Raw genomic sequence first — 25112 nt, forward strand, 5'->3', positions numbered from 1 at the left:
CGGCTGCCAACGACCTGATCGAAAAGGGCCGAGAGGATGTTAGGAGAGTCCCCAGAGAGCGGCGACGAGGTTAAGCGACTTCGAAAAATCTATACCGAATACCTGCGGGAAGGACGATGGAAATACGACAGCCTCGGTCGTCAGCAACTGTGCAAGGAACGGAGTGATGCAATCGAAACTTTGATCGACGAATGGTTCGGGCGACCTCTCTGCGAATGCCGGGTTCTGGACGTCGGATGCGGCTACGGAAGCCAGCTCCGCTGGTTTAATGAGCGCGGAGTGCCGCCGGAGAATCTTTTCGGGGTGGATCTCTTGTCTGCTCACATAGAGAGTGCACGCAGACGCTACCCGGCCTTCAATCTGATGCAAGCGAATGCCGAACGCCTGAGCTTCCCAAATGACTCTTTTGACATAATAGTCGCTTTCACCATTTTCTCATCAGTGTTTGAGAACGAAATGGCGGGGAACATCGCGTCCGAAATGCTCCGAGTGCTCAAGAAATCGGGAGCGATCTTGTGGTATGATCTCCGTTATCCCAGCCCGACGAATCGCTCGGTTCGAGCAATGACAAGAAGGCGGATCAGCCGCCTGTTTCCGTCGACTGTCATACGGCTTAAGTCGATTTCGCTGCTTCCTCCTTTGGCCGATAGCCTAGGACCCACGGCAGCCATCACCTATCCGCTCCTGGCCGGTATTCCGTTTCTGCGATCTCATTATCTTGGATTGTTGACCGCAGCCCCAGGCGCGTCCGATTCCTGAACGCTGTCGGGGGATCCCTGCACAGTTATCAGGCCGCGAATATCGCCGCCAGTGTCGCCTTGCGGCGGCCCGGAGAAGTGGGCATGGCGCCGCGACATGGAAGACCAGCGCGAACGGAGTCCGCGCTGGTCCAAACCCCGTCAGAACAAGAAATCAGAGGCGGTGATCACCGAGGTATTGCTATCGAGCACGCCGATGTTGCCGTGGTCGCTGAGAATGAACACGTCGTCCTTGGCGCCATCGCCATCGACGTCGGCGCGGACGATGCCCAGGTCCTTGAACGTGAGACCGGTTTTGCGAAGGTCGATTTTATCGGAACCGTCCTGCCAGTCCAGGATCACGTCCGTGCCCCAGTTGGCTTCCCGGTAAATAAAGAGGTCGGCACCGTTGCCGCCCTGAAGGAAGTCGTTGCCGGTCCCCCCCTGCAACTGGTCAGCCCCATTGCCACCCTCGAGGATATCATGGCCGCCGAGGCCGAAGAGCTTATCGTTACCGCCCTTGCCGTCGATCAAGTCGGCGCCCGAGGTGCCGTTGATGGTGTTTGCACGCCCATTGCCGTCGATCATCTTGTGCGAGTCGTAGTCGGGTAGACCGACAGGAGCCGGAACGTCAACGGCAGGCGGCGTAACGCCAGTCGGCGGCGTGACCCCAGTAGGCGGCGTAACCTCGGTGGGCGGCGTACCCGCCTCGAAAGCGCCCAGATTGACCAGATCGCTCCCGTCCGCGAGATGAAGGAACTTCGTGGTCGGGAGGGAGCCGTCGGCTCCACGGTCGCCCCGCGCCGTGCTGTCGTTCAACGACTGAAAGTCGTTGGCGTCCACCTTTACCGGCAACGTCCACGAGTTGCCTTCGGTCGATCCGGACGCCGCGATTTTTCCGGTGCCGGCCGATATGTTGGCCCGGAAGGTATGCTCCGTATCCCAGAATCCATAGTTGTATAGGCCATTGTTATACGCGGTGTTGTGCTCAAGCTTGATCGGATTGGAGGCGGCATTCTCGTCGAAACCAATCGAACGATTCCCCCACGCAACGTTGTTGGTCACAGTATGGCCACCCGAGGTGGTGTTCGTCCCTGCGCGCGCACCGCCCAGCTTGAAGCCGTTTCCATCACCGCCCGCGCTGCCGTCATTGGCGTAGCCATTGTCGAAGGCCCAGTTGCCATCCAGAACAACGGGCGCACCCTTCGTGCCGTTTTGCACGTTGAACAAATCAAAGCCATCGTCCGAGTTGGCATAGGCGCGATTGCCGCGCAGGACGTTGCCCGCACCCGTGGTGCTGATCTGAAAACCGTCGGCGTTGTCGCCATGCAGATCCTGGTTGTGGTGAGAGTCGTTATTGAGAAGCAGGTTGTTCGCGCTGGAGCCGAACATCACAATGCCCTTGCCCTCCCACTCCGAATTCCATCCGTTGTGGTGAACGTCCAACTGCTCGATTGTGTTGTTGTTCGAGGCGCCCTGGATCATGAGGCCACCTTCGGGGCCGTTCTTGATCTCAAGACCCTTGATGTGGTTCCACGATGCACTCGACATGTTGACGACATAGCCGCCCTTCATCGAGGATCCGTCCAGGACCGGTACCTCATCCTTGTAGTTTGTCACCGTAATCGGATTGCCGCTCGTGCCATCCTTCGTGAGGTTCACTCCAGATGTGAGCTTGTAGACACCTCCGCGCATATAGATCGTATCGCCGGGCTTTGCCATATCGTGCGCATGCTGAAGCGATGCGAACGGTTTATCCAGCAGACCAGAATTACTGTCCGATCCATTGGGAGAAACGTAGTAAGAAGCCATTCTTTAGAATCCTCATAAGACTCAGTCTGCTAACGACTGAGGTATAGCTAAGGTTGTTTTGCTCAAAGATGACCGGTTATCGATTCGAACCTTCGAGAGCGCGAATGATGACTGCACATGTAAATGCGACGAGACTTTGTCGGCCTGTGGAAAACGTCAAAATGACACAGTACAACTATCGCGATGGAGGGATTACCTTAGTAACCGCCACCAAAGGCCGACTTCCTTAATTTGTGAAATGGTTTCAAGTGGATGCTCATGGCATGCGTTTACAACCCCTATCGGCCGGTACGCACGACAACGTCACCAATGTAACTGCCGATTGTCACCGGCGAAGTCCGGTCAGATCGTCACCGGATGGGTACCACGCAACACTTTCTCTAGAGTGTTCGTGTCTCGCACGCCCTGACCATAATAGATCAGAACCGATCGAGCGAGGCTGCTGGCACCGTCGCTGCCTCGCTCGAAACCGCGCTCGTTGCAGAGTTTTTGAAAGACACGCTGAATTTCCTTCAAATCCTCGGGAGGAAATGCATCCATGTCCTCGGGGGTTAGCTTGCTTTTCATCGCCTTCTCCACTCGCCATAGAGCTCAAGTGAAGGTTTGTCGTGAAAATCCCGCCCTCGTCTTGGGGCCATAAACGAGCGCGGCGCATAGCAGCAAATCAGTGGCCCGCCTTGCTGTGTGGGTACGAAGCCCGGCAACAGACGGGCAGGTTCGCCGGGCTGTGTCTGAAGTGTAGCACAGGGGGACGACACCACGGCGAGGAACGATAGTCATGTTGTAGAAATTTCGCGGATAAGACAGCGAAGATCACTAAAGCTAAAGACCTGAAGGCCATTTCGACCGGCGTTCCCCGCGGTAGTCGGCGGATTGCCTATCTTAGATTGCGCTAAATGGACCGCCTAAACCAAGGCGCATATCGCCTGGGGCAACAGTCTGCGCACCGCCGGCATCGCCAATTCCACTAACAAAGAAGATGCGACCGATCGACGTATTTAGGCGACACCGCCGCACAGGGCCTTGTAGACGGCCGAGGCTGGCGGCTTGCCCAACTTGGTGGAGATGAAGTCTACCGCGTCGAATAGTTTCGGCATCGAGACCCCCGTCTCAACGCCCAGGCCGTTGAGCATATAGACGACGGCCTCCGTCGCGACATTGCCGCTGGCGCCGCGGGCATACGGACAACCGCCCAAGCCTCCCGCCGAGGCATCGATGACCGAAACGCCTTCTTCCAGCGCGCCATAAATATTGGCGAGCGCCTGCCCGTAAGTGTCATGGAAATGAACCGCCTGCCCATCGAGCGGGACCTCGCCGGCGACCGCCCGTAGCAAGTTCCGCACTTCTCCGACGGTTCCGACGCCGATCGTATCGCCGAGCGAGATCTCGTAGCAGCCGAGGCCGTGGAGAATGGACGCCAGTCGTGTGACCGCCCCCGTCTCCACCTTGCCTTCATAGGGGCAACCGAGCACGCAGGAGATATAGCCGCGCACGGCGAGGCCGGCGTCGAGCGCCGTCTCGATGACCGGCATGTAGCGTTCGATCGATTCATCGATGAAGCAGTTCAGGTTTTTTCGCGAGAACGTTTCCGAAGCGGAAGCGAACACGGCAATCTCGCGGGCGCCAGCGGCTATGGCGGCCTCCAGACCGATCAGGTTTGGAACCAGAACGGGAAGCCGCGCGGTGGAACCGGCAAGTCCGTCGAGAACATCGGCTGTTCCCTGCATCTGCGGTACCCATTTCGGCGAGACGAAGCTGCCGGCCTCCACCGTATCGAGCCCCGCCGCCAGCAACTTTTCGATAAAGGCGATCCGGTCTTCCGCCGACAGGATCGAGCTCTCGTTCTGCAGGCCGTCGCGAGGACCGACTTCGACGATACGCACCGCGCCGTTGGCCATGCCTCAATCCTCCCGGCACCAACTCGCGGGCCGGCGTTCGAGGAAAGCCGACATGCCCTCAAAAGCCTCCTGCCCCCCGCGAACGGTGGCGATCCATTCCGATGTCAGCGCGAATAGTGCCTCACCGCGTGGATGATCCTCGACCTTCGAAATCAATCGCTTGGCTTCATTGCGCGCGCCGGGCGCGGCTTTCCTCAGCAACGAGAGGAGTTCCTCACCGCGCGCCTCGAGCCGGCCGGCGGCGACCACTTCATGGACCAACCCGATGCGAGCGGCTTCGACCGCCGGAAGCACTTCCGCCGTCTGGAAAAGCCGCCGCGCCTGCCGGCCGCCGATGGCGTCGATCACGTAGGGACTGATCGCAGCGGGGATCAGGCCGAGCTTCACTTCCGATAGACAGAAGCGCGCGGCATCCGAGGCGATCGCGATATCGCAGCAGGCGACAAGCCCGACCCCGCCGCCATAGGCGGCACCCTGCACGAGCGCTATTGTGGTCTTTCGCAAGCCATTCAGCGTACGCATCAATTCGGCAAGCGCCCGCGCGTCCGCGAGATTGCCGGCGCGATCCTTGCCGGCCGACTGCCTCATCCATTCGAGATCGGCGCCGGCACTGAAACTCGCACCCTCGGCCGTCAGGACGACGATGCTGATCGCCGCATCGTCGTCCAGACGGACCATGGCCGCCGTCAGACCTTCAATCAGTTCCGCGTCGAAGGCATTGTGCTTGTCGGGCCTTGCAAGAGTGACCCGCGCCACGCCTGTCCGCTCAAGGGAAACCCGGATACTCTCAGTCATGGTTCGCCCGCGCGTCCATTCGATCAATCCTCCTCGAAGGCTTCCTCGCGCTTGCTGCGGATCGCCGGCAGGGCGACCGAGATCACCAAGACGAGCGCAATCGCCAACAGGACGGCGGAGATCGGCCGAGTGACGAATATCGAGAAGTCGCCCTTGGAGAGCACCAGCGCGCGGCGGAAATTCTCCTCGATCATCGGGCCGAGAACGAAGCCGAGCATCAGCGGCGCCGGCTGGCAGTCGAACTTGCGCAGCATATAGCCAAACAGTCCAAAAGCGGCGGCGAGATAGATGTCGAATACGGAGTTCTGGACCGAATAGACGCCGATGCAGCAGAACAAGATGATCGCCGGGAACAGGACACGGAACGGCACACTCAGTAGCTTCACCCAGATGCCGACCAGCGGCAGGTTGAGGATGACCAGCATCAGGTTGCCGATCCACATGGAGGCGATCAACCCCCAAAACAGCGTCGGATTGTTGGTCATCACCTGCGGGCCGGGCTGGATATTGTGGACGATCATCGCGCCTAGCATCAGCGCCATGGTGGCGCTTCCCGGAATTCCGAGCGTGAGCGTCGGAATGAAGGCGGTCTGCGCGGCGGCGTTGTTGGCCGCCTCGGGCCCGGCCACCCCCTCGATCGCGCCCTTGCCGAAACGTTCCGGCGTTCTCGACACCTTCTTTTCCAGGCTGTAGGCGAAGAACGAGGCGAGCGAGAGTCCTGCTCCCGGCAGGACGCCGACGATCGAGCCGAGCGCGCTGCCGCGCAGGACGGCGGGAAACATCTGCTTGAAGTCCTCCAGGCTGGGCCACAACCTGCTGATCTTGATCTTGAGCGTCTCCCTCACCTCGGTCTGCTCGATGCTGGTTATGACTTCGCCGAACGCGAAGACGCCGACGGCGATGACAATGAAGTCGATGCCATCCCACAGTTGCGGCAGCCCGAAGGTGTAGCGCATCGCGCCGGAGGCGACATCTGTGCCCACCAGCCCGAGCAGCAGCCCGAGAACAATCATGCCGATTGACTTGATCAACGATCCCGACGCCAGGGAAACAGCCCCGACGAGGCCCATGGCCATCAGTGCAAAGTATTCGGCGGGGCCGAACTCGAACGCCATCTTCGTCAGCGGCGTGGCGAAGGCCGCGAGAATGAGGGTGCCGACGCAGCCGGCAAAGAACGATCCCAGCGCCGCCGTCGCGAGCGCAACGCCCGCCCTACCCTGCCTCGCCATCTGGTAGCCGTCGAGCACGGTTACCACCGACGAGGTTTCCCCCGGCAGGTTGACGAGGATCGCAGTGGTCGAACCGCCATAGGCCGCGCCGTAATAGATGCCCGCCAGCATGATGAGCGCGGCAAGCGGATCAAGCCCGAAGGTGAACGGCAGCAGCATCGAGATCGTCGCCAGCGGGCCGAGGCCCGGAAGCACGCCGATCAACGTGCCGAGCAGACAGCCGACAAAGGCGTAGAACAGGTTGTTCAGCGTCAGCGCCGTGGCAAAGCCGAGCGCGAGGTGATCGAGCAATTCCATCGCGAAATCCTAGAGATTGAGGAAGACCGGCCACATCGCGAACTGCAGGTGGAGCAGCCAGACGAACAGGACCAGCGAAAGCGCGAGCAGGACGAGCGCGGTCAGCAGCGTCGAACGCCACGAAAAATCGGTGCTGGCGAAGCTGGACCCGATCACGAGGACGAGCACGGAGACGAGCAGCCCGGCGTATGGCAGCAGAAATCCGAACACGACGGCGGACAGGAGAATGACGAGAAGTGGCCGCAGAGCCCATCGCTCCAGTGCTTCGCCCTCGGTGGTATTCCGCAGCGCGTTGTAGGTGACGATGGCGCCGATGACGGCCAGGATGACACCGAGCCAGAAGGGAAAATAGCCAGGCCCCATGCGCGCGGCGGTGCCCATGCGGTAGCCCCAAGCACCGATCGCGAAGCTGGCTCCCAGCACTATGAAAAGGAGACCTGCCCCGACATCCTTATGGTTGACGGTCTTCATGCCATTGCTCACCCTGAAAGTTTCCGGAATCGAAACCGGCGGCGGGCATGCCAGATGCTTCCGCCGCCGCTCAATGCAGCTTATTCGGCCTTGATGTCGGCCTTCTCGGCGATGCCCCGCCACTTATCGAGTTCGGAATTGATGAGATCCGTGAACTCCTGAACCGACATCGGCGTCGGGCGCCCCGCGTCCTTGGCGAGAAAATCCTTGGTTTCCTGCGTCGACAGGATCGCGTTAATGTCGGCGTTCAGCTTTTCGACGATATCCGCCGGGGTCTTGGCAGGAGCGAGAATGCCCCACCACTGCTCGACATCGACGCCGGGAATACCGGCTTCGTTGGTCGTCGGAATGTCCGGAACGGCCGCCGACCGTTCCGTGCTGGTCACGACGAGGCCACGCATCTGGCCGCCGCGGATCATCGGCAGGGCCTGCGTCATGCTGCTCATGAACGAATCCACGTGGCCGCCGATCACGTCGGTCATCGCTTCCGATCCGCCCTTGTAGTGGACGGGCGTCATCTTGATCCCGGCGCTCTGGGCGAAGAGCTCGGCGCCGAACTGGTTGACCGTGCCGAGGCCCGAAGTCGCGTAGGCGAGTTCGCGTCCCTTGGCGGTGGCGACGAATTCCTGAACGGTGTTCGCCTCCAGCGACTTGCCGACGACGAGAACCAGCGGCACCTTGCCGAGCATCGCGACCGGCTGGAAGCCTTCCTTCGGGTCGAAGGGAAGATTGGGCTGAACAGCGGGGTTCATGGTAAAGGTGACCGAGGCGATCAGCAGCGTGTATCCGTCAGGCGCCGCCTGGGAGACGTGGGCCGATCCGATCGCGGCGCCCGCGCCGGGCATGTTCGTGATGACGACCGGCTGGCCCCAGGCCTTGCCCAGACGGTCGCCCACGTAGCGGGCGAGAATGTCGTTGGACCCACCGGCTGCGAACGGCACCACGAGTGTCACCGGCTTATCCGGGAACTCGGCATGCGCCGCCGTCGAAAACAACACCGCGGCAGCGGCGAGTGCGCTTCTCAAATACTTCATCGGTCTCCTCCTCCGATTCAAATTTCAGGTACCGTCGGAAGCCTTCCTGTCGATTTCGATTGATTTCTCTTTGGTCGCACAGGTCGAGACTCCCTCGCCGGAGCGGTATCAAAAGCGATCGCCCTGACACTGTCGAATAATAAAAACACAGCGGGTCATAACCCAGGCTTCTACACCCCATCCTCCCGTATAACTTTTCTCAAATGACCGATGAACTCGTTCACGACCACCGAACGCGGCGCATCCTTGGGCTGTATCAGAAGGGTCTTCGCCTCGATCCGAGGCGTCAACTCGCGAACCGCGAGGCCCGGAATGCCCATGGAATCCACCAGCTGCGAATCCACGATCGCGACGCCTGCGCCGAAACGCGCGAGCATGATGCCGGTCAGCGCGATGCTGACCTGGACCGCGATCGTCGGGGCTATACCCGCCTGGCTGAAGGCGCGGTCGACATAGGGGCGGAAAACGATCTGTGGCTGATAGGTGATGATTGGATAGGGCGCGAGATCCCGGACGTCGATCTCGTCGCGCTCGACTAGCGGATGATCCTCCGGCATGACGCAGTTGAGGCTCCAGCTCATCAGTTCCTCGGTATCCACCGCATTGCTGATGATCGGCTCATGCGCCAGTCCCAGCTCGACCTCGCGGTTGATCACCCGGTCGAGGACCTGCGGCGAAGTCAGCGACTGCAGCGTGCACCGGACCTTCGGCCGCTCCACCAGAAACGAGGCCATGGCTTTGGCGAGATAGCCGTTGGCGATCGGAAAGGCGGCAGCGACCGAGAGCGTTCCGAGCTTGCCGCCGACGAGATCCTGGGCGAGACGGCCCACCGCATCGACGCGGCCGAAGATCGCCGCCACGTCGGGAAAGATTGCAAGCGCCTCCTCCGTCGGCTGCAGCCGTCCGCCCGCCCGCAGGAAAAGCTTCATGTTCAGCCGGCTTTCGCAATGCTTCAGCACTGCGCTGATGGCAGGCTGGGTTATATTCAGCAACCTCGCGGCCCCGGTCACCGAGCCGGTGACCATGATCGCATGGAAAACTTCCATATGGCGAAGTGTCATCATGTAGGTATTCCTCCTCCGCCAAGAGGAAAACATAAACAGCACTTATGTACTAGGGTTAAAAACTAATTTGACTCTGATGGCTTCCTTGCGCTTTTCATGCTTTCCGGTCGTCAGGTCCAGAGTTTCCAGCCTTGAATCGCTTCCCCTCTATCGTCGCACGGATGCCGTTCAGTGCTCGCCCGCAGCAAGGGCGGAAAGCATGAGGTTCGAGGCCGAGGAGGAAGAGAAAGAGAACCCGGCCCTGTCACGGCGAGCGGGCGTGCCCCGTGTGGGGCTGCCGCAACTGTTCCAGGCTTTCCTGCTCGTCGGCCTCTCTGGCTTCGGTGGCGTCCTGCCGTTTATCCGGCGTATGCTGGTAGAAGAACGCAAGTGGCTGACGGCATCGGAGTTCACCGAGGTTCTGGCCCTGTCGCAACTGCTGCCCGGCCCCAACGTCATCAACATCACGGTCCATGTCGGCGCCCGGATGGCCGGCATTCCGGGCGCGGTCATCGCCTTCCTCGGGCTGATGATCATGCCGATCGCCGTCGTCATCGGGCTTTCGATGCTTTACGCGCGATACGGGGACCTGCAACCGGTCGAGGATGCCTTCCGCGGGATCGCATCGGCCGCGGCCGGGCTGATCGTTGCCATGGCGGCAAAGATCGCCTGGCCGGTCCTGCGCTCGGCGCGCACCATCGTGCTCGCCGCGATGGTCTTCGTCGCCATGGCATTTCTCGGACTACCGCTGGTCTGGATCATCCTTCTAGCGCTTCCCGTCGCGATACTCTGGACCTGGGTTGCGCAGAATGAATAGTTCGTCCTCCGCCCTGTTCGACTTCACCATCCATCTCCTGCTCCTGTCGCTTCTGGCGATTGGCGGCATCAATCCGATCCTTCCCGAACTGCACCGCTTCGTCGTGAGCGAGCATTCGCTGCTGTCGAACGAGCAGTTCGTGACGCTGTTCGCGCTGGCGCAGGCCGCACCGGGCCCCAACGTCATCTTCGTCACACTGATCGGCTGGCAGGTCTATGGCCTCGTCGGCGCTCTGGTCTCCACCGCCGCGATCTGTGGCCCGGCGACCGTCATCGCCTATATTGCGACTGGTCTTTCGGAGCGCTGGCAAAGCCGGCGCTGGTTCATCATCCTCAGGCGCAGCCTCGTTCCCCTAACGACCGGCCTGATGATCGCCAGCGCCTGGCTGCTTTGCATCGCGGCGAACTCGAGTCTCGCCAGCTACGCCGTCACGGGCATCGTGGGCGTGCTGGTGCTGGCAACGCGGATCAACCCGCTCTGGCTTCTGGCGACAGCCGGTTTCGCCGGCATTATCGGCCTGGTTTGAGCACCACCGTATAAGCTCACCTGATACCCCCCTGCGACTTAATGATTGGACGGTTATCGCCTCCAACCGCATGTTTGCCTCAGTTCAACATGCAGCGGTTGTGTTTCATGGTACGGTCCATCGTCGGCATCATCGATCCCTTTCATCCTCGCATCATGGAGGAAATCGCCTCAGGCATCCCGAAGGACTGGACGCTGAGCGTTTCCGCCGGCCGCAGCGCCGAGGAAAAAGCGGCAGCGCTTCGCGACGCCGACATCGTCTTCGTGATGGCGACGCCGATGCCCGCCTCCCTGCTTCAGGCGGCGCCGAAGCTTCGCTTCATCCAGAAGCTCGGCGCGGGCGTGGACCGTATAGATCTCGACTATTGCGCCGAGCACCGGATCACCGTCGCCAGGCTCCAGGCCGGCAATGCTATCCCGGTTGCGGAACACACAGTGCTGCACATGCTTGCCGCCTGCCGGCGCCTGCCCCATCTCGACCGCCAGACCCGCGCCGGCGAATGGGACAAGGAAGCGGCCCGGGGCGTGAGCCGGCAGATCAACGGGCGAACGGTCGGCATCGTCGGGTTCGGCGCCATCGGCAAGGCCGTCGCGCAATTGCTCACCGGCTTCGGCGCGACGGTGCTCTACTACGATCCGTACAGGAGCGATCCGTCGGTTGAGCGCGAGCTCAAGGTCACCTATGCCTCACTTGACGAGATCACCGCGCGCGCGGACATCCTCTCCTTGCACCTACCGCTGATGAACGAGACGGCGAAGATGTTCGACGCCGCCCGCATCGCCAAGCTGAAGCCGGGCGTGATCTTCATCAATTGCGCGCGCGGCGGACTGGTGGACGAAGCCGCCCTCCATGACGCGCTCGTCAGCGGCCACATCTATGCCGCCGGCATCGACGCGTTCGAACAGGAACCGCCGGTCGGCAGCCCACTTCTCACGCTCGACCAGACCGTGGTGACGCCGCACTCGGCCGGCGGAACGGTGGACAATTTCGGCTCGGTGCTCGAACGCGCTGTCGACAACACACGCCGCTTCCTGACCGGCATGAGCATCCCCGAGCAGGACCTCGTCCTGTTCTCGCCCCGAACGACCGCCTGAGGCCGTTGGCAAGAAAACAGGCCGGTTCAACCGGCAGGAAATTTCAGGGAAACGTCCAATGACCATCTTACCTTTCATGATCGGCAACGCGTGGCGCACGGGCGGTGGACAGGCCTTCGCCTCCATCGATCCCAGCACCGGCAGGCAGGTGGCGCAGATCGGCTCCGCCAGCGGCGCGGACGTCGATGCGGCGGTCGCAGCGGCCAGGTCGGCGCTTTCCGATCCCGCCTGGCGCGACCTCAAGTTCCATGAACGCGCAGGCTTCCTCTACAAGATCTCCGACCTGATGTTCGCCCAGATCGATCATCTGGCTCGTGTGCAGATGGAGGACAACGGCAAGACGCTCTCCGAATGCCGGAGCCAGGCGACGAGCGCCGCATCGACCTTCCGCTACTACGGCGCCGTCTGCGAGACCTTCGAGAGTGAGGTCAACACCCAGCGTGGCCCGAGCATGACGATGACGGTCTACGAGCCGGTCGGCGTGGTCGCGGCGATCACGCCATGGAATTCGCCGCTGACCCTCGAAGCGCAGAAGCTCGCGCCCATTCTCGCAGCCGGCAACACGGTCGTCCTGAAACCCTCCGAAGTGACCCCGCGGATCGCGCTTGAATATGCCCGCCTCGCCATCGAAGCCGGACTGCCGGCCGGCGTGCTCAACGTCGTAACCGGCCATGCCGATATCGGTCGTGCGCTGGTCGACCATACCGATGTCGACATGGTGAGCTTCACCGGAGGCACCGCGTCGGGCTGCGCGATCGCGCAGGCCTGTGGCGCACGGCTGAAGCCGGTCGTGCTCGAACTCGGCGGAAAGTCGCCGCACATCGTCTTCGCCGACGCCGATCTCGACCGCGCCTGCAAGGTGGCGGCCGACGGCATCTTCTCCGGCGGCGGCCAGTCCTGTGTGGCGGGATCGCGGATATTCGTCGAGGCCTCCGTGCACGACGCCTTCCTGAAGGCGATCTGCGACCAGGCCAGTAGGTTCAGGATGGGCGCGCCGGGCGATACGGCAGTCAGCATGGGGCCAATGGTGAGCTTCCAGCACCGCGAGCACGTGGCGAAGGCGGTCGAGGCGGCGCGCGCGGAAGGTGGAAAGGTGCTGACGGGCGGCGACGTTCCGTCCGAAGGCGCGCTCGCACGGGGCGCCTATTATCCGGCCACGGTCATCTCCGGCGTCACCAACCAGTCCCGCGTCGCACAACAGGAAATCTTCGGGCCTGTCGCCGTGGTGATCCCGTTCACCGACGAGCAGGACCTGGTGAGGCAAGCCAACGACATCGAATTCGGCCTCGCGTCCGGCATCTGGACAGGCGATTTCGCCAAGGCGTGGCGCGTCGCCCGCGCCATCCGGGCCGGTACGGTCTGGATCAACACCTACAAGGAAACGTCGATCTCGACGCCGTTCGGCGGCTTCAAGCAGAGCGGCCTCGGCCGAGAGAAAGGCCGCAACGGAATGCGCACCTACATGGAGCCGAAGGGCCTCTACTGGCACGTGGACTGACTTGCCGGCCGCTGCGGACGAACACCCAATATCTGCCGCCCAATGGTGGCATCGAACAGGAGAATAGGAAATGTCGACAACGGTGGAAGTAATGGCCGATGCGTTCAAGGAGGCGGGAACACCGTTCCTGGTCGGTCACCCGGGAGGAGAGTCGGTCGAACTGATGGAGGCGGCGCGCCAGCGCGACATGCGCTTCATCCTGATGAAGCAGGAGACCGCCGGCGCGATGCTCGCCGCCACCTGGGGCGAGATCACCGGTGCGCCGGGTGTGTGCCTTTCCACCCGCGGACCGGGCGCCGCCAACATGGTCAACGGCGTCGCCCATGCCGCGCTCGACCGCGCCCCCCTGATCGTCCTGACTGACCGCTACTCCCATCCCGCGCACGAGGTCGGCCTGCGGCAGCGCATCGATCAGGTGGCGCTCTACGCTCCGCTGGTGAAATGGGGCACCACGGTCGATGCCCGAACCATCCGCCAGCAATTGCGCCGGGGCATGCGCACGGCGACGGCCCCCGCCCCTGGGCCGGTCCAGTTCGACATCCCGCAGAGCGAAACCACCAAGGAAGCCACGGAACTTCTCGCCGAGCCCTCGCTGCTGCCCAATCTCCTGAGCCCGGAGCCCGACGACAAGGCGCTCAAGCCGCTGACGGACCGTATCCGCGCCGCGCGCAAGCCGGTGCTGCTGGCCGGTCTCGGCGTCTTCTGGGACCAGGCCTCCGAGGAACTCGTGGCGGTCGCCGAGGCGCTTGGTGCTCCGGTACTCGTCACCTCGAAATGCAAGGGCGCCATTCCCGAGGACCATCCGCTCCGGGCCGGCTGCATCATCGGCGGCCTGATCGAGCGTCAGTTGGTCATGGAATCCGATCTGATCATAACCGTCGGGCTGGATGCGGTCGAACTGCAGCCCAAGGCCTGGCCCTATACCATTCCGGTGGTGGCACTGTCGTCGACCCCCTCTCTCGACGCGCTCGTTCCCTCGGAAATCGAGGTACTCGGCAACCTCAAGCTCCTGCTGGCCAAGGTGGCGGTGCTCTGCGGCAGTGGCGGAAACTGGGGCGAAAAGGCCGCCGCGACCTTCCGCACAAACGTCGTCAATGCGCTCAACACGCCCGCCACCGGGCTTTCGCCGCAGCGCGCCATGGAGGTTGCCCGCGCAGTCCTGCCGCGCGACACGGTCGCCACCTGCGATGCCGGCGCCAGCCGCCTCCTTGTCGTGCAGAAATGGCAGTCCTACGGCCCGCGTGAATTCCTTACCTCCAACGGCCTCGGTTCGATGGGCTACGCCGTTCCCGGTGCGCTCGGCGCCCGTCTGGCCCATCCAAACCGCCCGGTGGTCGCGTTCACCGGAGACGGCGGCTTCCTGATGGCGGTCGCGGAATTGCAGACCGCCGTCCGCGAGAACCTGCCGATCATCGTCATCGTGCTCGACGACCAGCAGATCGGCCTCATCCGCGTGAAGCAGGAAATCAAGGGCATTCCGCTGCACGGCGTCCACGTCGGCGGCTGCGACTGGGAAAAGATCGCCCAAGGTTTTGGCGCGGAAGGCACCACGGTCGATACCGAGAACGGTTTGCAGGACGCGATCAAGATCGCGCTGAAATCCGGCAAGACCACCGTCATCGGGGTCCGGATCGACGGCTCCGGCTACGTCGACCAGTTCAACGCATTGCGCGAGCTCTGATCATGCATATCGACCTTGGCGGCCGGACAGCGTTGGTGACGGGAGGAAGCGAGGGCCTCGGCCTCGCGATCGCCAGCCGGCTTGCCCGTTCGGGCGCCAGGGTCGGCATCCTGGCGCGCCGGCCGGACGTTCTGGCGAAAGCCGTCGAAAGGCTGTCGAAGGAAACTCCCGGCGCGATTTTCGGCCATCCCTGCGACGTCACGGACGAAAGCGCGCTGCATTCGGCGGTCGAGGCGACCGTCGATGCGATCGGACCGATCGACATCCTCGTCAACAATGCCGGCAGTTCCAGCCGTGGCGCCTTTCCAGATTTGTCGCGCAAATCGCTCCTCGACGACTACAATCTGAAGGTCGTCGCGGCCATCGTACTCTCGCAGCTCGTGCTGCCCCACATGCAGGAACAGCGGTGGGGCCGCATCATCAACATCGTCAGCATCAACGCCAAGGCGCCCAAGGCGGAAAGCGCGCCCACGACGCTCAGCCGCGCCGCCGGCATCACCCTGTCCAAGGTAATGTCACAGGAACTGGCGCCGTGGAATGTGCTCGTCAACGCGCTCTGCATCGGCACGATCAAGAGCGGGCAGTGGGAGCGGCGCCACCGACAAAACGCGCCTGACGACGTCCCGTACGAGGAATACCTCGCGCCTTTTGCCAAGGCAGTGCCGCTCGGGCGTTTGGGCGAGGCGGAAGAACTCGCCAACGTCGCCTGCTTCCTGGCCTCGGACGCTGCATCCTACATCACCGGCGCCGCCATCAACGTCGACGGCGGCCTTTCCCCGGTTCCATGATCCAATTGCAGGGAGGACAGACGAGAATGGACTTCAAATTGAACGACGAGCAGCGGGAAATCGTGCGGACTATCCGCGACGTGACGCAGAACGAGTTCAAGCCGCGTTCGCACAAGTACATGGATGGCACTTTCCCGTGGGAAAACATCCGCCGGCTGGCGGAGCTCGGCGTTCTAGGCATGGCCGTGCCGGAGGAATACGGCGGGATGGGCCTCAACGTGTTTGACACGGCGCTGGTGCTGGAGGAGATCGCCAAGGGCTGTTACGTCACCGCCATGGCCGTGCTCGGAGAGGTCGGCGCCCAGACGCGCATCATCTCCACCTATGCACCGGAGCATTTCAAGCAGCGCCTTCTTCCCGCCGTCTGCAGCGGCGAAGCCATCCTCGCCATCTGCATGACCGAGCCGCATGCCGGCACCGATGTCGCCAACTACAGGACGAACGCTACCATCAAGGGCGACCGCGTCATCCTCAAGGGCGTCAAGACGTTGATCAGCCGCGTCGACGAGGCCGCCGCCTTCGTGGTCTTCTCCCGCATCGACGGCCAACCGGGACGCGAGGGCATTGGCTGCGTACTTATCGAGAAGGGCACGCCCGGGCTCGAGGTCACCGCCCGCTATCATACTATGGGCGGGGAAAACCTCGCCGAAGTGCAGTTCAATGATTGCGAACTTCCGCTCGAAAACGTGGTGATCCGGGAGGACGGCTTCCGCAAGCTGCTCACCGCCTTCAACACCCAGCGCTGCCTCAACCCGAGCATCTCGCTCGGGCTCGCCGAAGGCGCGTTCGAGGAATCTGTCCGCTATCTGCGCGCGCGCACCGCCTTCAACAAGCGCATCGGCGATTTCCAGGGCATGCGCTGGAAGATCGCCGAGATGTACCGCGACATCGAGGTCGGCCGCAGCATGCTCTACCGCGCCTGCGCCTCGGCCAATCCGTTTCCGGACCCGCATCTGGCAGCGGTCGCCAAGACCTATTGCAACGAAATGTCGAACCGGGTCACCAGCGAGGCGATCCAGATCCACGGCGGTTATGGCTTCACCGACGAATATCCCGTTTCCCGCCTCTATCGCGGGGCGCGCTACGGCACGCTTGGCGGCGGGACGACGGAGACGCTGAAGGACCTGATCGGCAAGAAGATCATGGCGGACTTCGACGAGGTCCACGGCTTCGCGGCGCTGGGGACGTTCTGATGTCGGACGATCTCTCGAACCCCGGCCCGGCGTCCGACACCGGCGCACGGCATTATCCGCTGGCGGGCATCACTGTGCTCGATCTCTCGCATATCTACAACGGCCCCTATGCCACCTTCCTGATGGCCATGGCGGGTGCGGAGATCATCAAGATCGAACCGCATACGGGCGAGCACCTGCGGGTCCGGGCCGGCATAGGCGGCGCCGCCCTGCCCTTCGCCATGCTCAACGGCAACAAGAAATCCGTCACCCTCGACCTCAAGTCGGAAAAAGGGCGTGATCTGCTGCTGCGCATGGTCCGGGACGTGGATGTTCTGGTGGAAAATTTCGCCCCCGGCGTCACCGAGCGGCTGGGCATTGGCCCGGCGCAGTTGCAGAAAGCCAATCCGCGGCTGATTTACGCCTCGAGCACGGGATATGGCCGCTCCGGCCCGTATCGCGACTACCCCGCCATGGACATCACTGTGCAGGCGATGTCCGGCATCATGAGCATTACCGGCTTTCCCGACGGTCCGCCGGTCAAGTCCGGCCCGGCCCTTTGCGACTTCTTCGCCGGCATCCACCTCTACGGTGGCATCATGACGGCGCTATACGAACGCGAGGTGACCGGCAAGGGTCGCCTCGTCGAGGTGTCGATGCAGGAATCGGTCTACGCCTCGCTCTGCTCGAACCTCGCGCTCTACCACGCCAATGGCGGCAAGGCGCCGGCACGGACCGGCAACCGCCACGGGGGGCTCGCGGAATCGCCCTACAACGTCTATCCGGCCAAGGATGGATACATCGCCATTATCTGCAACAATAACCGTCACTTCCACGCACTTTTAGACGCGATGAAACGGGAAGAGCTGCGGGACGATCCGCGCTTTACCGACCTCAGGACCCGCGTGGCGCACATGGAGGAGATCGACCGGCTTGTCGGCGACTGGACGGCGCAGCGGACGAAGGCGGAACTGGTGGCGCTTTTTCTCGCCCATCGCGTTCCCCACGCACCAGTGCGCGACCTGGACGAGGTGGTCCTCGATCCACACATGCATGAGCGGCGCAGCCTGCAATGGATCGACCACCCGGATTTCGGCAGGATCGTCGTCCAGAACAGCCCGATCCGCTACGAAGGGCTCGCCCCCCTTCCGCTCGTTCCAAGCAGCAGGCTCGGTGAGCAGAACGAGAGCGTGTTCGTCGACCGTTTCGGCCTCGACCGAGACGAGTTCGAGGCGCTGCGGCAGGAGGGCGTCATCTGATCCCCTCACCCGAGGCGGCTGAAACCGATTACGCACCCAAATCGGCTGCCTCATTCCATAGCGTCTTTTTATATCCGTACTGAAGATTGTGGCTGGCATTTCTCGGCCAAACAGGGCTCTTTCATATCGGAGACCGGGAGGAAAACGTGTCTACTGAACTGCTTGCACTGACAAGAAACGCCTTCAAGGAAAAGATGGCGCAAGGCGAAGTCGTGTCGTCCATGACGGTCCGGCTGGTGCGATCCGTCGAGATCGTCACGCTGGCGAAGACCGCCGGCTTCGACGCGATCTATGTCGACATGGAACATTCCAGCTTCGACTTCAACGAAACGGCGCAGATCTGCATGATGGCGCTCGCCTCGGGGGTGGCGCCCTTCGTGCGGGTTCCCGCCAACCGCCCGGAATACATCGCCCGTGCGCTAGACGGAGGGGCGATGGGCATCATCGCGCCCGACGTGCATTCGGCCGAGGAAGCACGCGAGGTCGTGGCCGCGGCGAAATTCCCGACGCTCGGCACGCGCGGTTTCTCCGGCAGCCTGCCACACACCGCCTTCCGCTCCTTCAAGGCGAGAGATCTGGTGGGCGCCCTCAACGACTCGACTATGGTGATCGTCCAGTTCGAATCCGGCGAAGCGGTTCGCCGGGCCGACGAGATCGCCGCTGTGGAGGGCGTCGACATGGTGCTGATCGGCACGAACGACCTGATGGCCGATCTCGGCATCGCCGGCGACTTCGATTCCCCGCTGGTGGAGGACGCCTATCGCCAGACGATCGACGCCTGCCGCCGGCATGGCAAGCAGACGGGCGTCGGCGGTCTGTCGTCGCGGCCGGACCTCGTGGAGCGGTACATCCGGATGGGCGCCCGCTACGTTTCCACCGGCACCGACATCAACTTCCTTCTCGGCGCCGCCACCCAGCGTGCCAGGCAAGTGGCAGACATCAGGCTCTGATGTCGGTCGCGGCTCCCCAAACTCTCCCGACCGTGCCGATCCTCGGGGTGCGGCACAGTCCGCCTGTCTTTGCGCTGCCGGCGGGGGCCTGCGACAGTCATGTGCATGTGTTCGCCGGGGCCGACCGCTATCCCTACGCTCCGGGGCGGGTCTACACGCCGCAGCCGGCAACGGCCGACGACCTTGTGACACACCAGCAGGTGCTGGGCCTGGGCCGCGTCGTCGTGGTCCAGCCAAGCCCCTACGGTTCCGACAATTCCTGCCTGCTGGACACGTTGTCCCGGCTTGGTCCGGAGGCGCGTGGTGTTGCCGTGCTCTCCCCGGAGACCACGGAGGAGGACCTGCAGAAGCTCCATTTCCAAGGCATTCGCGGCGCCCGGCTGAACCTGGTCGTCGGCGACGCACCGCCCGACCGGCGCGCCCTCTCCGCCTCCATCCGAAATCTGGCCGACAGGATTGCCGGTCTCGGCTGGCACATGCAACTCTATGCCGACATGGAGGTTCTTGCCGAGGTCGCCGACGAGCTCGCCAGCCTTCCCGTCGCGACGGTTCTCGATCATTTCGCAAAGCCGAAGCTGGACGACGTCAGGTTCGTGACGCACAGCCGCCGAATCCTGTCACTGCTTGAAAGCGGCAGCACCTACGTCAAGCTTTCCTCCCCCCGTCGGCTCGCCGATCCGGACTGTTCCGCCATCGCAATCTGGGCCAAGGCCCTCATCGCCGCCAATCCCGACCGCATGCTCTGGGGCAGCGACTGGCCGCATGCAAGGGCGCACCAGCCATCCGTCTGCGGCAGCAACGGCTTCTATCCGGAGGACGACGGGCTGGCGCTGAACCGAACGCTCGAATGGACGGAGGGTTATCCCACGCTTCGCCGGATCCTCGTGGACAATCCGGCCAGGCTGTACGGCTTCACCTGATCTTGTACTTGCCACAGAAAGGATACGACATGTCCCTGTCGCCAGCCGCGGCCGAACCGGCCCTCTCCAGAATCTATGCAAAGGCAGAGGACGCGAAGGCGTTCGCAACACAGGTCATCAAGGCGAACGGCCTGCCCGAGGCCGACGCGGCGGTGGTAGCCGGTTGCCTGGTGAGGGCCGACCTGCGCGGTGTCGACACCCATGGGCTGCAATACCTGCCACATTACCTGAACCGGGTCAGGAAGGAACTGATCAACGCACGGCCGTCGCTATCGCTGCAAAAGACCACGCCCGTCGCCGGGCTGGTGGACGGCCAGAACGCGTTTGGCTTCGTCACCGCGACCTACGCGATGAACCAGGCGATCCACATGGCCAGGGAATTCGGCATCGGGCTGGTCTCCGTCAACAACAGTACACATTTCGGCATGGCCGCCTGCTACGTGCTGCAGGCCGTCGAGGCGGGCTATATCGCCCTCGTGTTCACCAATGCCTCCCGCGCCATGCCGCCGTGGGGCGGAAAGCAGGCGCTGCTCGGCACGAGCCCGTTTGCCGCCGGTGCCCCGAGCGGCAAGGAAGTCCCCTATGTCCTAGACATGTCGCCCGCCGTCGCCGCGCGTGGAAAAATCCGCCGCGCCGCACGCCACGGCCAGGATATTCCGCTCGGCTATGCGCTCGACAAGGAAGGACGGCCGACGACCGATCCGAACGCGGCGCTCGACGGCGGGGTCGTTCTGCCGATCGGCGGACCGAAGGGCTCGGCCATCTCCATGCTCATGGACATTTTCGGCGGCGTTTTCTCCGGCGCGGCCTTCGCCGGCGGCGTCGCGAACCAGTTCGAGGATTTCGAGCGGCCGCAAAACGTCGGCCATTTCTTCCTCGCCATCCGGCCGGGCCTGTTCGTCACCGAAGACGGTTTCCGCCAGCGCATGGATGATTTGGTGCGCGCCGTACACGATTGCCCTCGCGCCGAGGGTTTCGACGAGATCCTGATGCCGGGAGAATTCGAAAGCCGGCTGGAGCAAGACCGGCTGAAGCACGGCATCCCCTACAGCCCCATCGACATGGCCCGAATCCAGGCCGAAGCAGCATCGACCGGCATCGATCCGCTGGCGGTGAGTGAGATCCCTTTTGGGGACTAATGGGGCGAAAGCGCCGCCAGTCTCTCGACCGGAACATGCAGAGGCCGCGAAATGACCAATTCACAGTGCGGTCGCTGCCAGAGAAAATACATTTGTCTCAGTCGAAAGGACAGCAAGTTAGTTTGCGGTTCGAGGCCCTGGCGCGTCACGATTATCTTGGAGCTGGACGCCGGCGAGTTGGACACGGAGTAGAAACGCAAAAAGCGCCTCTCCGCTGGTGCGGAGGCGCTTTTGGTCAAATCCCGAGTGGGCGGCTTTGCCGGTGTGGTTGGTTGCGGGGGCCGAGTCCACAGAGACTTGTACATTTCACTTCAATGAGACGGCTGAAGCGGAAATCATGTCCGCCTCGTTCAATGAGTTGAGTCGGCCTTTTCTTGAACGGAATGACTGGTGTGGGGCCGAAAGCAGACGGTTCGATATCGGTAGCGTTCTCGCGAAAAGCTGCCGCACCGCAGCAGCCAAAGGAGCAATGTTCAGAAGCTGTTGCGCTCGTGATAGGTCCGCAGGAAGGCCTGAATGCGCGGGTCCTCGGGGTGGTGCAGGATCCGGCTCGGGGCGTCCGTTGCGACCAGTTCGCCCTTCTCCATGAAGGCCACCCGATCGGCGACATGGGCGGCAAAGCCCATCTCATGGGTGACGACGACCATGGTCATGCCCTCGGAGGCGAGCGTCTTCATGACATTCAGCACCTCGCCCACCAGTTCCGGGTCGAGCGCCGAGGTCGGCTCATCGAACAGCATCAGGCGCGGCTCCATGGCGATGGCGCGGGCGATGGCGACACGCTGCTGCTGGCCGCCCGACAGGCGCGAGGGATGGTTGCCCATCTTGTCGCCGAGGCCGACCTTCTTCAGTGCCTCGGCGGCGCGAGCCTCAGCGTCGGATTTCGGCAAACCGCGCACGCGGATCAGCCCCTCGGCGACGTTCTGAAGTGCGGTCATATGCGGCCAGAGATTGAACTGCTGGAACACCATCCCGATCGACCGGCGCATCTCGCGCAGCTTGCGGCCCGCCATCTTGCGGCCGCCTGGAGTGTCGTAGCCGATCAGTTGCCCGTCGATGCGAATCTCGCCTGAATCATATTCCTCAAGGAAGTTGACGCAGCGCAGAAGCGTGGACTTGCCCGAGCCCGACGGCCCGATCAGGCAGGTTACCTTGCCCGGCAGGATCGACAGATCCACGTCTTTCAGTGCGTGGAAGCCACCGTAGTACTTGTTGACGTTGCGGATCTCGACGGCTGAGGCGGCAAGCATCTTACGTCCTTTCGATCAGAAGATGTTTCGTTATGCGCGTTTCCAGCCGGCGGCCGACGCGCGAGATTGTTTCCACCAGCGCCCAGAAGAACAGCGCCAGCACCAGGTTCGCCTCGAGATAGCGGAAGGTCTCGGTGGACATGCGCTGCACCTGATACATCAGCTCGGGCACGGTGATGATCGACAGGATCACCGTCTCCTTGGTCAGGATGATCGAGAAGTTGACCAGCGCCGGCAGAGCCGAGACGAGACCCAGTGGCAGAAGGATGCGGCGCACGATGGCCAGCTCGGACATGCCGATCGCGCGGGCAGCCTCGATCTGGCCCACCGGCACGGCATTGAAGCCCGAGCGGAAGATTTCCGCGAAATAAGGGCTGCCATAGAGGGTCAGGCCAAGAAGCCCCGCCGGCACGGCATCCAGCCGCAGCCCGACAAGCGGACCGCCATAGTAGAGCACGAAAAGCTGCACGAGAAAGGGTGTGCCCCGAATGACCTCGATATAGGCCTGGACAAGCCAGCCGAGCCGACGTGGCCCGTAGCGCTGCACCAGCGCGATGACCAGGCCCAGCGCCATGCTGAAGATGGTGCCCAGCGCCCAGCACAGGATCGTGACCGCGAAGCCGCGCAGCAGCATCGGCCCGTATTGTTGCAGAATGCTCCACTCCATTACACGGCCATCCGGTGTTCAAGATAACGGCCCAATGCGGCCAGGCAGAGATTGATGAGCAGGTAGATGCAGGCCGCCGCCAGATAGACTTCGAGCGGACGGAAGGTCGTCGCCGCCTGCGCCTGACTGGCGCGCGTAATCTCAAGGATACCGACGACCGATACCAGCGAGGACGCCTTGACCAGCAGGATCAATTCGTTGACCAGCGCCGGCAGCGACAGCGTGATCGCCTGCGGCAGGATCACGCGGGCCCAGATGTCGCGCGGCCCCATCCCGATGGCAGTTGCGGCCTCGGCCTGTCCCTTCGGGAGCGCCATGATGGCGCCGCGCCAGATTTCGGAAATGTAGGCGCTGGCGCAGATGCCGACCGTCACGACGGCTGCGACCATGGCCGGTACGTCGATGCCGATGACCGGCAGCAAGTAGTAGAACAGCAGCAGCTGAACCAGCAGCGGAACCCCGCGCAGGAAGCTCACCCACAACGCCGCAAACCGGCGCAGCCAGGTCACGTGCGACAAGGCAGCGGCGCATACCAACGCACCGATCACCAGCCCAAGGCCGATGCCCAGTATCGAGATTGACAGCGTGTAGCGCGCCGCCCAGAAGAGCGGCCAAAAGCTGTCCAGAAAGATCGAAATCGAAAACATCGCCACTCCGGTTGGCCGATGCGCGCGGGCGGGATCATTCCCGCCCGCGGCGTTTTCATCACTTCGTCGGGACTTCGCGGGGAAGTTCGGTGTAGGTGCCCAACCACTTTTCCTGGATGGCCTTGACACGGCCGTCGTCGGTCATCTTCAACATCGCGTCGTTGATGGCCTTGGCGAAGCTTTCGCTGTCGGCCTCCTTGCGCAGTACCCAGGCGAAATACTTCGGCTCGCCGAACTGGGCGGGCGTCAGCAGCGCGAAGGTCTCGCCACGGTTCTTCACCAGGTAGGTGAGGTTCGGCAGCGAGCCGGCAACCGCATCCAGACGACCGGCGGCGAGGTCCGCATAGGCCTCGTCGGTGGTGCCGTATTCCTTGACGGTCACGCCGCCCAGCTTTTCGCCGTAGGCTTCGAGCTGCTTGAACTGCGCGGTGCCCTGCTGGACGCCGACGGTCTTGCCCTTGATGTCCTCGGGCTTGGTGATCTCGCTATTGCTGGCGGCCTTGACCAGCGAGACAGTCGCATCGGCGATCGGGAGGGTGAAGGTGTAGCGCTCGAGGCGCTCCGGCGTGATCGTCACCGGCGCGATGACGATGTCGAACTTCTTGACCTCGAGGCCCGGCAGCTCGGCCGTCCAGGGAATATCCTGATAGACCGGCTCGACGCCGATTTCCTTAGCGATCTCGTCGAACAGATCCTTGGTCACACCCTCGTAGGTTCCGTTGTTCAGCATGTCGAAGGGGGCGTAGTGCATGTCGGTCGCCGTGACGATCTTGCCGGCCGCCTTGATGTCGGCCAGCTGGTCGGCCATGGCCGGACCGGTCAGACCCAGCGCGGCCGCGCCGAACAGGGCCAGTTTCAGGGTTTTCGAAAAGTTCATGCCGTTCTCCTTGCTGGCTTAGTTGTTAAGCATTTTCGCCGCGCGCTGCCAGTCACCGTCCGCGGCCAAAGAGGATTCAGTTGCCGAGAATGCCCGGCAGGCGCAGGCCCTTTTCGCGGGCGCAGTCGAGCGCGATGTCGTAGCCGGCATCGGCATGACGCATGACGCCGGTGGCCGGGTCGTTCCACAGCACCCGCTCGATGCGGCGGGCCGCATCTTCCGAGCCGTCGCAGCAGATGACGACGCCGGAATGCTGCGAGAAGCCCATGCCGACGCCGCCGCCGTGGTGCAGCGACACCCAGGTCGCGCCCGAGGCGGTGTTGAGCAGGGCGTTCAAGAGCGGCCAGTCGGACACGGCGTCCGAGCCGTCCTTCATCGCTTCGGTCTCGCGGTTCGGCGAGGCGACGGAACCCGAATCGAGGTGGTCGCGGCCGATGACGACCGGCGCCTTCAGTTCGCCGTTCTTCACCATCTCGTTGAAGGCGAGGCCGAGCTTGTGGCGGTCGCCGAG

24 protein-coding genes and 1 pseudogene are annotated in these 25112 nt (G+C 62.9%); 12 read left to right on the forward strand and 13 right to left on the reverse strand.

All coding sequences use genetic code 11. The features are described from left to right. The first annotated feature begins 36 nt into the window (after positions 1-36). On the forward strand, positions 37-759 hold the full coding sequence (locus J2Y48_RS08395) for a class I SAM-dependent methyltransferase (protein WP_310415624.1): 723 nt from the start codon (positions 37-39) through the stop codon (positions 757-759). 140 nt (positions 760-899) lie between these two features. Here J2Y48_RS08395 and J2Y48_RS08400 read toward each other — a convergent pair whose 3' ends face one another. The 8 genes from J2Y48_RS08400 to J2Y48_RS08435 all read right to left on the reverse strand — a co-directional run bounded on the left by J2Y48_RS08400 (position 900) and on the right by J2Y48_RS08435 (position 9337). Further along, positions 900-2549 (reverse strand): right-handed parallel beta-helix repeat-containing protein, encoded by a 1650-nt coding sequence (locus J2Y48_RS08400; RefSeq protein WP_310415627.1) that lies wholly within the window; start codon positions 2547-2549, stop codon positions 900-902. Positions 2550-2891: 342 nt separating this feature from the next. Beyond that, positions 2892-3116, reverse strand: a complete 225-nt coding sequence (locus J2Y48_RS08405; protein WP_310415630.1) for a hypothetical protein — start codon at positions 3114-3116, stop codon at positions 2892-2894. A 431-nt stretch (positions 3117-3547) separates the two neighbouring features. Continuing rightward, entirely contained in the window at positions 3548-4447 is a 900-nt protein-coding gene (locus tag J2Y48_RS08410; protein WP_310415633.1) for a hydroxymethylglutaryl-CoA lyase, read from the reverse strand. A gap of 3 nt (positions 4448-4450) precedes the next feature. Next, complete coding sequence (locus J2Y48_RS08415; RefSeq protein WP_310415636.1) at positions 4451-5242, reverse strand: enoyl-CoA hydratase-related protein; 792 nt, start codon at positions 5240-5242, stop codon at positions 4451-4453. A gap of 23 nt (positions 5243-5265) precedes the next feature. Then, positions 5266-6768: a tripartite tricarboxylate transporter permease gene (locus J2Y48_RS08420; RefSeq protein ID WP_310415638.1), complete on the reverse strand. Its 1503-nt coding sequence runs from the start codon at positions 6766-6768 to the stop codon at positions 5266-5268. A 9-nt stretch (positions 6769-6777) separates the two neighbouring features. Next, positions 6778-7239 (reverse strand): tripartite tricarboxylate transporter TctB family protein, encoded by a 462-nt coding sequence (locus tag J2Y48_RS08425; protein WP_310415642.1) that lies wholly within the window; start codon positions 7237-7239, stop codon positions 6778-6780. A gap of 80 nt (positions 7240-7319) precedes the next feature. Then, positions 7320-8273 carry a tripartite tricarboxylate transporter substrate binding protein gene (locus J2Y48_RS08430; RefSeq protein WP_310415645.1) on the reverse strand — a complete coding sequence of 318 codons (954 nt, stop codon included), beginning with the start codon at positions 8271-8273 and terminating at the stop codon, positions 7320-7322. Positions 8274-8443: 170 nt separating this feature from the next. After that, positions 8444-9337, reverse strand: a complete 894-nt coding sequence (locus J2Y48_RS08435; protein WP_310415647.1) for a LysR family transcriptional regulator — start codon at positions 9335-9337, stop codon at positions 8444-8446. A 199-nt stretch (positions 9338-9536) separates the two neighbouring features. On the opposite strand from J2Y48_RS08435, the gene J2Y48_RS08440 reads away from it, so the two are divergent. The 11 genes from J2Y48_RS08440 to J2Y48_RS08490 all read left to right on the forward strand — a co-directional run bounded on the left by J2Y48_RS08440 (position 9537) and on the right by J2Y48_RS08490 (position 21160). After that, on the forward strand, positions 9537-10133 hold the full coding sequence (locus J2Y48_RS08440) for a chromate transporter (protein WP_310415650.1): 597 nt from the start codon (positions 9537-9539) through the stop codon (positions 10131-10133). Beyond that, the gene (locus J2Y48_RS08445; protein ID WP_310415653.1) at positions 10126-10659 is read left to right on the forward strand and encodes a chromate transporter; all 534 of its coding nucleotides are present in this window, start codon (positions 10126-10128) and stop codon (positions 10657-10659) included. Before J2Y48_RS08440 ends, J2Y48_RS08445 begins: the two co-directional genes overlap by 8 nt. Positions 10660-10766: 107 nt before the next feature. After that, complete coding sequence (locus tag J2Y48_RS08450) at positions 10767-11753, forward strand: 2-hydroxyacid dehydrogenase (RefSeq protein ID WP_310415656.1); 987 nt, start codon at positions 10767-10769, stop codon at positions 11751-11753. Positions 11754-11811: 58 nt separating this feature from the next. Then, positions 11812-13251 (forward strand): aldehyde dehydrogenase, encoded by a 1440-nt coding sequence (locus tag J2Y48_RS08455; RefSeq protein WP_310415659.1) that lies wholly within the window; start codon positions 11812-11814, stop codon positions 13249-13251. Positions 13252-13321: 70 nt separating this feature from the next. Further along, positions 13322-14932, forward strand: coding sequence for a thiamine pyrophosphate-binding protein (locus J2Y48_RS08460; protein WP_310415663.1), 1611 nt, complete (start codon positions 13322-13324; stop codon positions 14930-14932). 2 nt (positions 14933-14934) lie between these two features. Continuing rightward, positions 14935-15720, forward strand: a complete 786-nt coding sequence (locus J2Y48_RS08465) for an SDR family oxidoreductase (protein WP_310415666.1) — start codon at positions 14935-14937, stop codon at positions 15718-15720. Between the two features lie 26 nt (positions 15721-15746). Further along, complete coding sequence (locus J2Y48_RS08470) at positions 15747-16913, forward strand: acyl-CoA dehydrogenase family protein (protein WP_310415669.1); 1167 nt, start codon at positions 15747-15749, stop codon at positions 16911-16913. After that, positions 16913-18151, forward strand: coding sequence for a CoA transferase (locus J2Y48_RS08475; RefSeq protein WP_310415673.1), 1239 nt, complete (start codon positions 16913-16915; stop codon positions 18149-18151). The genes J2Y48_RS08470 and J2Y48_RS08475 overlap by 1 nt, the downstream gene beginning before the upstream one ends. A 146-nt stretch (positions 18152-18297) precedes the next feature. Continuing rightward, positions 18298-19101: an aldolase/citrate lyase family protein gene (locus J2Y48_RS08480; RefSeq protein ID WP_310415675.1), complete on the forward strand. Its 804-nt coding sequence runs from the start codon at positions 18298-18300 to the stop codon at positions 19099-19101. Beyond that, a complete protein-coding gene (locus J2Y48_RS08485) occupies positions 19101-20021 on the forward strand; it encodes an amidohydrolase family protein (RefSeq protein ID WP_310415678.1) in 921 nt (306 codons plus the stop codon). The genes J2Y48_RS08480 and J2Y48_RS08485 overlap by 1 nt, the downstream gene beginning before the upstream one ends. A 29-nt stretch (positions 20022-20050) precedes the next feature. Further along, positions 20051-21160 (forward strand): Ldh family oxidoreductase, encoded by a 1110-nt coding sequence (locus J2Y48_RS08490; RefSeq protein ID WP_310415681.1) that lies wholly within the window; start codon positions 20051-20053, stop codon positions 21158-21160. A 473-nt stretch (positions 21161-21633) separates the two neighbouring features. Here the strand turns inward: J2Y48_RS08490 and J2Y48_RS08495 are convergent, their stop codons facing one another. From J2Y48_RS08495 to J2Y48_RS08515, 5 genes and pseudogenes are all read right to left on the reverse strand, one after another. Beyond that, positions 21634-22410, reverse strand: coding sequence for an amino acid ABC transporter ATP-binding protein (locus J2Y48_RS08495; protein ID WP_310415683.1), 777 nt, complete (start codon positions 22408-22410; stop codon positions 21634-21636). A 1-nt stretch (position 22411) separates the two neighbouring features. Further along, a complete protein-coding gene (locus J2Y48_RS08500) occupies positions 22412-23077 on the reverse strand; it encodes an amino acid ABC transporter permease (protein ID WP_310415685.1) in 666 nt (221 codons plus the stop codon). After that, on the reverse strand, positions 23077-23724 hold the full coding sequence (locus J2Y48_RS08505) for an amino acid ABC transporter permease (protein WP_310415688.1): 648 nt from the start codon (positions 23722-23724) through the stop codon (positions 23077-23079). Before J2Y48_RS08505 ends, J2Y48_RS08500 begins: the two co-directional genes overlap by 1 nt. 58 nt (positions 23725-23782) lie before the next feature. Beyond that, the gene (locus tag J2Y48_RS08510) at positions 23783-24601 is read right to left on the reverse strand and encodes a transporter substrate-binding domain-containing protein (RefSeq protein ID WP_310415691.1); all 819 of its coding nucleotides are present in this window, start codon (positions 24599-24601) and stop codon (positions 23783-23785) included. Positions 24602-24677: 76 nt separating this feature from the next. Further along, a pseudogene (locus J2Y48_RS08515) lies at positions 24678-25112 on the reverse strand (urocanate hydratase); the annotation flags it as partial.

Origin of the sequence: Mycoplana sp. BE70 (assembly GCF_031455855.1) — a bacterium.
In the GTDB taxonomy this organism is placed as follows: Bacteria; Pseudomonadota; Alphaproteobacteria; order Rhizobiales; family Rhizobiaceae; genus Mycoplana.

Coding starts and splice junctions, on each gene's coding strand:
- J2Y48_RS08455 (WP_310415659.1), top strand. CDS start 11,812: ATGACCATCTTACCTTTCATGATCGGCAACGCGTGGCGCACGGGCGGT.
- J2Y48_RS08500 (WP_310415685.1), bottom strand. CDS start 23,077: ATGGAGTGGAGCATTCTGCAACAATACGGGCCGATGCTGCTGCGCGGC.
- J2Y48_RS08460 (WP_310415663.1), top strand. CDS start 13,322: ATGTCGACAACGGTGGAAGTAATGGCCGATGCGTTCAAGGAGGCGGGA.
- J2Y48_RS08475 (WP_310415673.1), top strand. CDS start 16,913: ATGTCGGACGATCTCTCGAACCCCGGCCCGGCGTCCGACACCGGCGCA.
- J2Y48_RS08470 (WP_310415669.1), top strand. CDS start 15,747: ATGGACTTCAAATTGAACGACGAGCAGCGGGAAATCGTGCGGACTATC.
- J2Y48_RS08490 (WP_310415681.1), top strand. CDS start 20,051: ATGTCCCTGTCGCCAGCCGCGGCCGAACCGGCCCTCTCCAGAATCTAT.
- J2Y48_RS08505 (WP_310415688.1), bottom strand. CDS start 23,724: ATGTTTTCGATTTCGATCTTTCTGGACAGCTTTTGGCCGCTCTTCTGG.
- J2Y48_RS08435 (WP_310415647.1), bottom strand. CDS start 9,337: ATGATGACACTTCGCCATATGGAAGTTTTCCATGCGATCATGGTCACC.
- J2Y48_RS08400 (WP_310415627.1), bottom strand. CDS start 2,549: ATGGCTTCTTACTACGTTTCTCCCAATGGATCGGACAGTAATTCTGGT.
- J2Y48_RS08465 (WP_310415666.1), top strand. CDS start 14,935: ATGCATATCGACCTTGGCGGCCGGACAGCGTTGGTGACGGGAGGAAGC.
- J2Y48_RS08420 (WP_310415638.1), bottom strand. CDS start 6,768: ATGGAATTGCTCGATCACCTCGCGCTCGGCTTTGCCACGGCGCTGACG.
- J2Y48_RS08430 (WP_310415645.1), bottom strand. CDS start 8,273: ATGAAGTATTTGAGAAGCGCACTCGCCGCTGCCGCGGTGTTGTTTTCG.
- J2Y48_RS08415 (WP_310415636.1), bottom strand. CDS start 5,242: ATGACTGAGAGTATCCGGGTTTCCCTTGAGCGGACAGGCGTGGCGCGG.
- J2Y48_RS08405 (WP_310415630.1), bottom strand. CDS start 3,116: ATGAAAAGCAAGCTAACCCCCGAGGACATGGATGCATTTCCTCCCGAG.
- J2Y48_RS08445 (WP_310415653.1), top strand. CDS start 10,126: ATGAATAGTTCGTCCTCCGCCCTGTTCGACTTCACCATCCATCTCCTG.
- J2Y48_RS08450 (WP_310415656.1), top strand. CDS start 10,767: ATGGTACGGTCCATCGTCGGCATCATCGATCCCTTTCATCCTCGCATC.
- J2Y48_RS08495 (WP_310415683.1), bottom strand. CDS start 22,410: ATGCTTGCCGCCTCAGCCGTCGAGATCCGCAACGTCAACAAGTACTAC.
- J2Y48_RS08410 (WP_310415633.1), bottom strand. CDS start 4,447: ATGGCCAACGGCGCGGTGCGTATCGTCGAAGTCGGTCCTCGCGACGGC.
- J2Y48_RS08510 (WP_310415691.1), bottom strand. CDS start 24,601: ATGAACTTTTCGAAAACCCTGAAACTGGCCCTGTTCGGCGCGGCCGCG.
- J2Y48_RS08425 (WP_310415642.1), bottom strand. CDS start 7,239: ATGAAGACCGTCAACCATAAGGATGTCGGGGCAGGTCTCCTTTTCATA.
- J2Y48_RS08395 (WP_310415624.1), top strand. CDS start 37: ATGTTAGGAGAGTCCCCAGAGAGCGGCGACGAGGTTAAGCGACTTCGA.
- J2Y48_RS08440 (WP_310415650.1), top strand. CDS start 9,537: ATGAGGTTCGAGGCCGAGGAGGAAGAGAAAGAGAACCCGGCCCTGTCA.
- J2Y48_RS08485 (WP_310415678.1), top strand. CDS start 19,101: ATGTCGGTCGCGGCTCCCCAAACTCTCCCGACCGTGCCGATCCTCGGG.